5 protein-coding genes and 1 pseudogene are annotated in these 7,024 nt (G+C 62.7%); 1 reads left to right on the top strand and 5 read right to left on the bottom strand.

Annotated features, from left to right (window positions below; translation table 11 throughout):
* Positions 1 to 483, bottom strand: a 483-nt coding sequence (locus AC1DVN_RS12375; RefSeq protein ID WP_477993821.1) for an ABC transporter ATP-binding protein, incomplete at its 3' end; no start/stop codon positions are given.
* A 125-nt stretch (positions 484 to 608) separates the two neighbouring features.
* Here AC1DVN_RS12375 and AC1DVN_RS12370 point away from each other — a divergent pair.
* A pseudogene (locus tag AC1DVN_RS12370) lies at positions 609 to 1,916 on the top strand (HNH endonuclease).
* Between the two features lie 15 nt (positions 1,917 to 1,931).
* On the opposite strand, the gene AC1DVN_RS12365 reads toward AC1DVN_RS12370, so the two are convergent.
* The 4 genes from AC1DVN_RS12365 to dapC all read right to left on the bottom strand — a co-directional run bounded on the left by AC1DVN_RS12365 (position 1,932) and on the right by dapC (position 7,020).
* Complete coding sequence (locus AC1DVN_RS12365) at positions 1,932 to 3,533, bottom strand: substrate-binding domain-containing protein (protein WP_477993820.1); 1,602 nt, start codon at positions 3,531 to 3,533, stop codon at positions 1,932 to 1,934.
* Between the two features lie 213 nt (positions 3,534 to 3,746).
* On the bottom strand, positions 3,747 to 5,159 hold the full coding sequence (locus AC1DVN_RS12360; protein ID WP_477993822.1) for an acyl-CoA synthetase: 1,413 nt from the start codon (positions 5,157 to 5,159) through the stop codon (positions 3,747 to 3,749).
* 12 nt (positions 5,160 to 5,171) lie between these two features.
* Positions 5,172 to 5,852 (bottom strand): rhomboid family intramembrane serine protease, encoded by a 681-nt coding sequence (locus AC1DVN_RS12355; RefSeq protein ID WP_195790686.1) that lies wholly within the window; start codon positions 5,850 to 5,852, stop codon positions 5,172 to 5,174.
* A gap of 64 nt (positions 5,853 to 5,916) precedes the next feature.
* Positions 5,917 to 7,020: a succinyldiaminopimelate transaminase gene (gene dapC, locus AC1DVN_RS12350; RefSeq protein ID WP_021332787.1), complete on the bottom strand. Its 1,104-nt coding sequence runs from the start codon at positions 7,018 to 7,020 to the stop codon at positions 5,917 to 5,919.
* Positions 7,021 to 7,024 lie beyond the last annotated feature (4 nt).

Here is a 7,024-nt window from a genome sequence, read left to right as displayed (position 1 = left end):
CTCCGGATCGAGACCGTTGACCGGCTCGTCGAACAACAACACCTTCGGATCACCCAACAACGCACCCGCCAACCCGAGACGCTGCGACATACCCAACGAGAACCCGCCGGCCTTCTTGCCCGCCACCTCGGACAACCCGACCAACCCGAGCACCTCGTCCACGCGGGACTTCGGGATCCCGTTCGAAGCAGCCATCCACTGCAGATGCGCCCGCGCACTGCGATTGGGATGCACCCACTTCGCATCCAACAACGCGCCCACCGTCCGCAACGGCGTCTTGAGCTCCCGGTACGGCTTGCCGTCGATCAACGCCGCACCCGACGTCGGCTGATCCAAACCCAGGATCATCCGCATCGTCGTCGACTTACCCGCACCGTTGGGGCCCAGAAAGCCCGTCACGATGCCCGGCTTGACCGTGAACGACAAATCGTCCACCGCTTTCGTCGGTCCGTAAACCTTGGTCAATCCCCTCAACTCGATCATGAGGACCAGTCAACCATGAAAAACCGAACTGTCGGAACTTTCGGACGCCAACAGAGAAAGCCGTTGCGTGCGTTCATTGTCGACGGTAGTATCGAATGTATGTTCGACACTACCGGGGGGTAAAAGTGACGACGAAAGTATCTGAACAGGCGATATCCAAACAGGCGATATCCGAAGAGACGATCGGACAATTCCGAGCGTCACTCGTCAGCATGGATCGTTCCATCGACAACGCAGCTCGCGTGGATCTACTACGCGCACTGGAAGAGCTGAAGGCCAGTTGCGCTGGCGCCCAGGCATTGCTGGCTGCCGATCTCGACACGGTAACCCGCAAGGACCGCGGCGAACGGGGAGTTCCGCGCCCACACCAGGGCCGTGGAATCAACGCGCAGATTGCCCTCGCACGGCGAGAGTCGGCATGGTTCGGAACTCAGCATCTCAACCTGGCCCGGGCACTGAACGACGAGATGCCGCACACACTTCGACTACTCGTCCGTGGCTCCATCAGTGAGCATCAAGCAACAATTCTCATGCGTGAAACTGCGTGTCTCACAGTCCAGGATCGCGCTGCATTGGATCGCGAGTTCTGCTGCGACGCTGCAATCTTGGACGGATGAGGCACCCACCAACTGACAGAAAGAATCCGCGCACGCACTGCGGAAATAGACGCAGACAGTGTTGCCAGACGAGCACGCAAAGCCGTACGAGACAGACGTGTGACGTCTCGGCCTGCGCCCGACACGATGTGCTGGCTCAATGTCCTACTTCCCGCTGCCGCGGGTACCGTCGTATATGCCACGCTCGGCCGCGATGCAGATTCCGTACTTGCCGGCGGGGACGAGCGCACGCGAGCTCAGATCATGGCTGATCTCCTGGTGGAGCGAGTCACCGGAATCGGCCGCGCCACACCGACACCCGTTACGGTGAATCTGATTGTCTCCGACCAGTCGCTACTCGGCGACGGTTCCGACCCTGCCCACGTCCACGGGTACGGACCTGTTCCAGCAGCCATCGCACGTGAATGGATCACCTTGTCCGGCGAGGACTCCGAAACCATGACAACGGTTCGAAAGCTCTACGCACGCCCCGACACCGGCGCGCTGACCGCAATGGAATCCACGGCGAGGACCTTCCCGAAAGGACTGGCGCGATTGATCGAACTTCGTGATCGAAGCTGCCGCACTCTGTGGTGCGACGCGCCGGTTCGCCACCGCGACCACATCCGCGATCACTCCAGGGGTGGCCTCACCAGCGCAGCCAACGGTGCCGGGTTGTGCGCGGCATGCAACTACGCGAAACAGGGCTCGGACTGGTCTGCCGAACCTGTACCAGGTACCCGGCACACCTTCACCACGACGACACCTACCGGGCACCGATATTCGTCTGAGGCTCCGCCACTTCCGACGCCCTGGGCCGGTCCCGACGCGGCCTGAGGTCCTCGGCGTGGCTCACGATCCTCGGTGAGCAAGTGCGTTCACAAACACCTCGGAAATCTCCGAGGGGTCTCGAGCGATGTACGTCGAACCGCCCGTCACGCGGGAGATATCGGCGAGTGCCGCCGCATCGGCGTCATCGGTGATGCCGATGGTGACGATGATGACCGGACGCGCCGGATCCTGCTCGCGTGCAAGAACATCGAGCAGCTGTTCACGGCTGATGCTGTCGGGATCTTCGTTGGCACCGTCGGTCAAGATGATGACGCTGTTGACCGCTCGCGGATCGTACGATTCCTGCACCTTACGGAAGGCGGCCAGAGTCGTGTCATACAAACCGGTGGCGCCACGCTTGAGCTCGGTGAGACGGTTCGCCTGATCAGCCATCAACTTTCGCTGAGTCATGCCGTCGACGATGGTGTCGTAGCGCCTGATCGGCACCAATTCCTGAAAGTCCTGGGTTCCGTTCATACCTTGGGAGAACGCCCAGAGACCGGCAGCGACACTGTCCGGGAAGACCTGATTGCCGGCGAGAGCGGCAGCAGTGGTCAACTGCATGCGCGTCTTGCCGCCTGCTGCCGGGTAGTCCATCGACGCAGACACGTCGATCGCAACGAGTGTCCGGATCGGCTTGGCCATCAGAGCCCAAGCGCCCAGCGTTTGATCGGCCACCGACTGTTCGGAGACCGTCAAGGCCGTCACGTCACCAACTCCGCCTTCGACAGCCCCACCGGCGGAGGTACGGAAACCGCTGCGTGTCAGCACTTCCTGAGCAGATTCACTGTGCAACAGCTCAGCGATGGCGTCACTCTTCTTCGCTGCCGCGTAGTGCCGATCCGGTGCCGAGGCACTGACCACCAGGGGGTAATCCATGATCATGGTTCCCGTCGCCGGTACTGTCGCGGAAATCTTCGACTCGGCTTTCGTGAACTCGACTACCTGCTGCTCGGTCGAAACACCGACCTTGCCGGAGCTGACCAATTCGGTGAGCATCTTCTGCCCAACCGGCTGATCTTCGGTACGAACGCTCTCTGCTTGGGCATGGGGCACCAGGGCCGCTCGAACCGATTCGGAGGTGGCCCCGGTCTCCGCGAGGGCTCCGAGAATGGGCGCCGACGCAACCCCGGTGAACAACGGATTGCCCAGCGCGAGATCGGGAACCTGAAGCGCCGTGAGCCAACTGGCAAACTGCTCGCCACCGCCGGACGCGAGGACGACAGGCGAGGTGGCGATCGAACCGCCGGCGGCAGCGACCGGCCCCTTGGCCGTCAGTGCAGCTTTGCCGACCCACGCTGTCGAATCCGGTATCCACATGTCCGGTGCGTCCACGCCCTTGCCCAGGGTTCCCGCTACGTCGCCTGGCAACGCAGAGGTGACCGTGATCCGCGAACAGCCTGTCTGCTCCGGCGACGATTCTGCGAGGATCTCCGTGACTGCAGGCGCGATCGCAGGATCTGCTGCCAGCGAGTACTCGTCGACACTCTCGCAGGAATCGGACTGTGTTGCCTTGAAGACCACCACCCCGGTAGCGACTACCGCGACGGCAACCAACCCACCCACTGCGTAGAACCCGATCGATCGCCCGCTGTCAGGACTCGAATGCCGTCCGCCCGCCATGAAATCTGCCCTTCCGAGGCCACTCGCACTAGGACATACCGACGGCATGCGTGCGACTGGAGCTATCCCTACCGGGCGGTAGTGTAGCCAAGAACACAGAAATTCCAACTAGCGCTGAATCGTCGGAGAACCGACGAGCCCATATTCCGGGACAGTCCGACCGAAGTCACGAACCTTCAAGCGTCACAGCGACTTTTCAGCAAACCACTCTTCTCAGAAGAGCTCGCGCTTCTGGACCTTGCCCATCGCGTTACGCGGCAGAGTCTCGGCGAAGCGAACCTCACGGGGACGCTTGTGCGCCGACAACTCAGCCCCGACCAACTCGACCAATTCAGCTTCGGTGACCTCGGGGCTCCCGGGCTTACGGACTACGACGGCGATGATCCGCTGACCCAGATCGGCGTCGGGGACACCGATCACCGCAACTTCGGACACCGAAGGGTGCCCGAGGATGGCGGTCTCGATCTCGCCGGCGCCGACTCTGAATCCACCGGTTTTGATCAAGTCGATGGATTCGCGGCCGACGATTCGGTGGAACCCACCCTCGTCGATGACGGCGACATCACCGGTCTTGAAGTAGCCGTCCTCCGTCCAGGACTCGGCGGTTGCGACTGGACGGTTCAAGTAGCCGTCGAAAAGCATCGGCCCACGTACCTGTAGACCGCCGATACTCTCGCCGTCGTGTGGCACGTCGTTGCCCTTCTCGTCACGAAGACGAGTCTCGACTCCGCGCAGCGGCACGCCGACCCACCCTGGGCGTCGCTCGCCGTCGAAACGTGTGCTCAAAGTCAGCATCGTCTCACTCATGCCGTATCGCTCGATGGGCGTCAATCCTGTTCGGTCCCGCAGCTTTTCGAAGACAGGCACAGGAAGCGGCGCACTACCGGAAACCAGAAGTCGGGCACCGGACAACGCGCGGGCAGCTTCTTCGTCTTCGGCGATACGCGACCAGACGGTGGGAACACCGAAGTAGAGGGAGCCTTTCGCCCGGGCGTAATTTTCCGGCGTCGGCTTGACGGTGTGGATCACCCGGCTGCCGATCCGGAGGGGGCCGAGGATTCCGAGGATCAGTCCGTGCACGTGGAAGAGCGGAAGCCCGTGCACGAGCGTGTCTCGCCACGTCCAGTCCCAGGCCTCGGCGAGCGCGTCGATCCCGGCTGCGATGGCCGAGCGACTGAGCAGAACGCCCTTCGGTGGGCCAGTGGTTCCGGACGTGTACAGGACGAATGCTGTGGACTGCGGTGCCGGTTCGGGATAGCTGTGCCACGAGCGAGCGTGCAACCGGACGGGAACTACCGGCAGAGTGTCGCAGTGGTCGTCCGTTTCACCGAGCCACGCCTGAGCACCCGAGTCACGCAGAATGTGCTCCCGCTCAGCCTTCCCCGAGTCCGGCGGGACCGGCACAACGGTGACACCGGCAATCAATGCCCCGACGACGGCGAGGATCGTTTTTGCTGTGGGAGTTGCCAATACGGCAACCCGATCGGCCTGCGCCACTCGTTCCGCGACCGAGGTCGCGGCACCGAGAATGGCACTCCGCGAGAGAACTGTGTCACCGATCGTCACGGCGGCGTCGAGGTCGTCACCGCGGGCGACAGCAAGGGGGTTCAGTGATCTCAGCAGCACCACGACAGCATCTCACAGCGCCGATGGTCGCAAACTTTCTCCTGCCCGACGCGCATCTATCGAGTGCGGAGGGAACAGCGTCACCAGCGCCGCCCCCAAGAGCGCCCCGGAAAGAACGGCGAATCCGTGCGCGTCATCGACCGTCACCAGGGTTGCGCCGCCGACGACAATCACGGCCGTCAGAACAATCTCAGGCATTCGCGGGCGCACCAGAACACCGATCCCCGCGGCCGCCGCTGCCAGAGCAAGTGTGGCACCGGAGTTTCCTGCGCCGGTCGACGGAAAGACTGCGGTGGTCAGCAAACCGAACAACAGTTGACCGAACAGGAAGAGAGCCCAGCCACGTGCGGCGCCCCAGAGCCGGAACGCAGGCGGTGCAACCACGGCCAGCGTCACGAGATTGGTGACGGTTCCTGCGACCCCTCCGTCCTGGACGAGCACGGAGGTCAGAATGCGCCACCATTGACCGTCGCGAATCAACGCGGGATCACGACGAAACATCTCGAGTAGTCCTGGTATCAGCGCCTGCAGGATGGACGGCACTGCAATCATCAGCCAGAGGAGAGCTGCCGAGAGTGGGAATTCTCCGAAAACTCGACGACTTTTCAACCACACGAGCATCAGTGCAACCGAGGCGACAACGACAGCAAAAATCAGTACCGCGTCCAAGCCGCCGGTCCCTGAGGTGGTCACAGCGCGACCTTACATCGGACCGATACCGACATCAGGGAACCTGACACCTGGGAAAGCACACGGTTCAGGCGGAGAGGCGCTTTGCTGCCGCGGCGATTCGTTCGTCTGTTGCAGTGAGCGCGATCCGCACGTGCTTGCTCCCGCTCGGACCGTAGAACTCACCGGGGGCAACGAGAATCCCACGATCGGCGAACCAACTGACCGTCGCTCGACATTCCTCGCCGCGCGTCGCCCAGAGGTACAGACCCGCCTCGGAATTGTCGACGGTGAATCCGGCGCCTCGAACAGCTTCGATCAACACGCTGCGACGCTCGCGGTACCGCTCGCGCTGGATGTTCTCGTGTTGGTCGTCGCCCAAAGCTGCGGTCATCGCCGCCTGGATCGGCAGCGGCAGGATCATGCCCGCGTGCTTACGCACCTCGAGCAGTTCCGACACCAAAGCCGGATCACCGGTGACGAACCCCGCGCGATAGCTCGCGAGATTGGACGTCTTCGAAAGCGAGTGGACCGCAAGCAAACCGGTCAGATCGCCGTCGTTGACACGGGGATCGAGAATGGAGAGCGCATCCGCTTCCCACGTCAATCCGAGGTAGCACTCGTCGGAGACGACGATCGCGCCGCGCTCGCGCGCCCAGGCCACGACCTTCTGCAAGTGCTCGAGGCCGAGCACTTTGCCGGTGGGGTTCGACGGCGAGTTCACGAAGATCATCGCCGCCGACTCGGGACCGAGCTTGTTCAAGCCGTCGGCGCGCAGGACGCGAGCGCCTGCCAGCTTCGCCGCGACCTCGTACGTCGGGTATGCCAACTCCGGAATGACCACGAGATCGTCGGCTCCGAGACCGAGCAATGTCGGCAGCCACGCGATCATTTCCTTCGTGCCGATCGCCGGCAGGACCGCTGCCGGATCGACGTCGGGAATGTTGTAACGGCGATCGAGTGACTCCGCTACGGCCTCGCGAAGTGCGAGCGTGCCGTGCGTCGTCGGATATCCGGGTATCTCGGCAACAGAGGACAAAGCCTCCTGTATCACCGGATCAACGGGATCAACCGGCGTTCCCACGGACAGGTTCACGATGCCGTCGGGATGAGAGTGCGCCTTCGCCGTGACGTCGGCGAGCGAATCCCACGGAAAATCAGGAAGCCCAGCGGCCACCGGAGTACGAGACAAGATC

It is taken from the genome of Rhodococcus sp. P4_E4 (assembly GCF_056401575.1).
The sequence above is the reverse complement of the archived record's forward strand: the minus strand, read 5'-3'. Positions and strand labels throughout refer to the sequence as shown.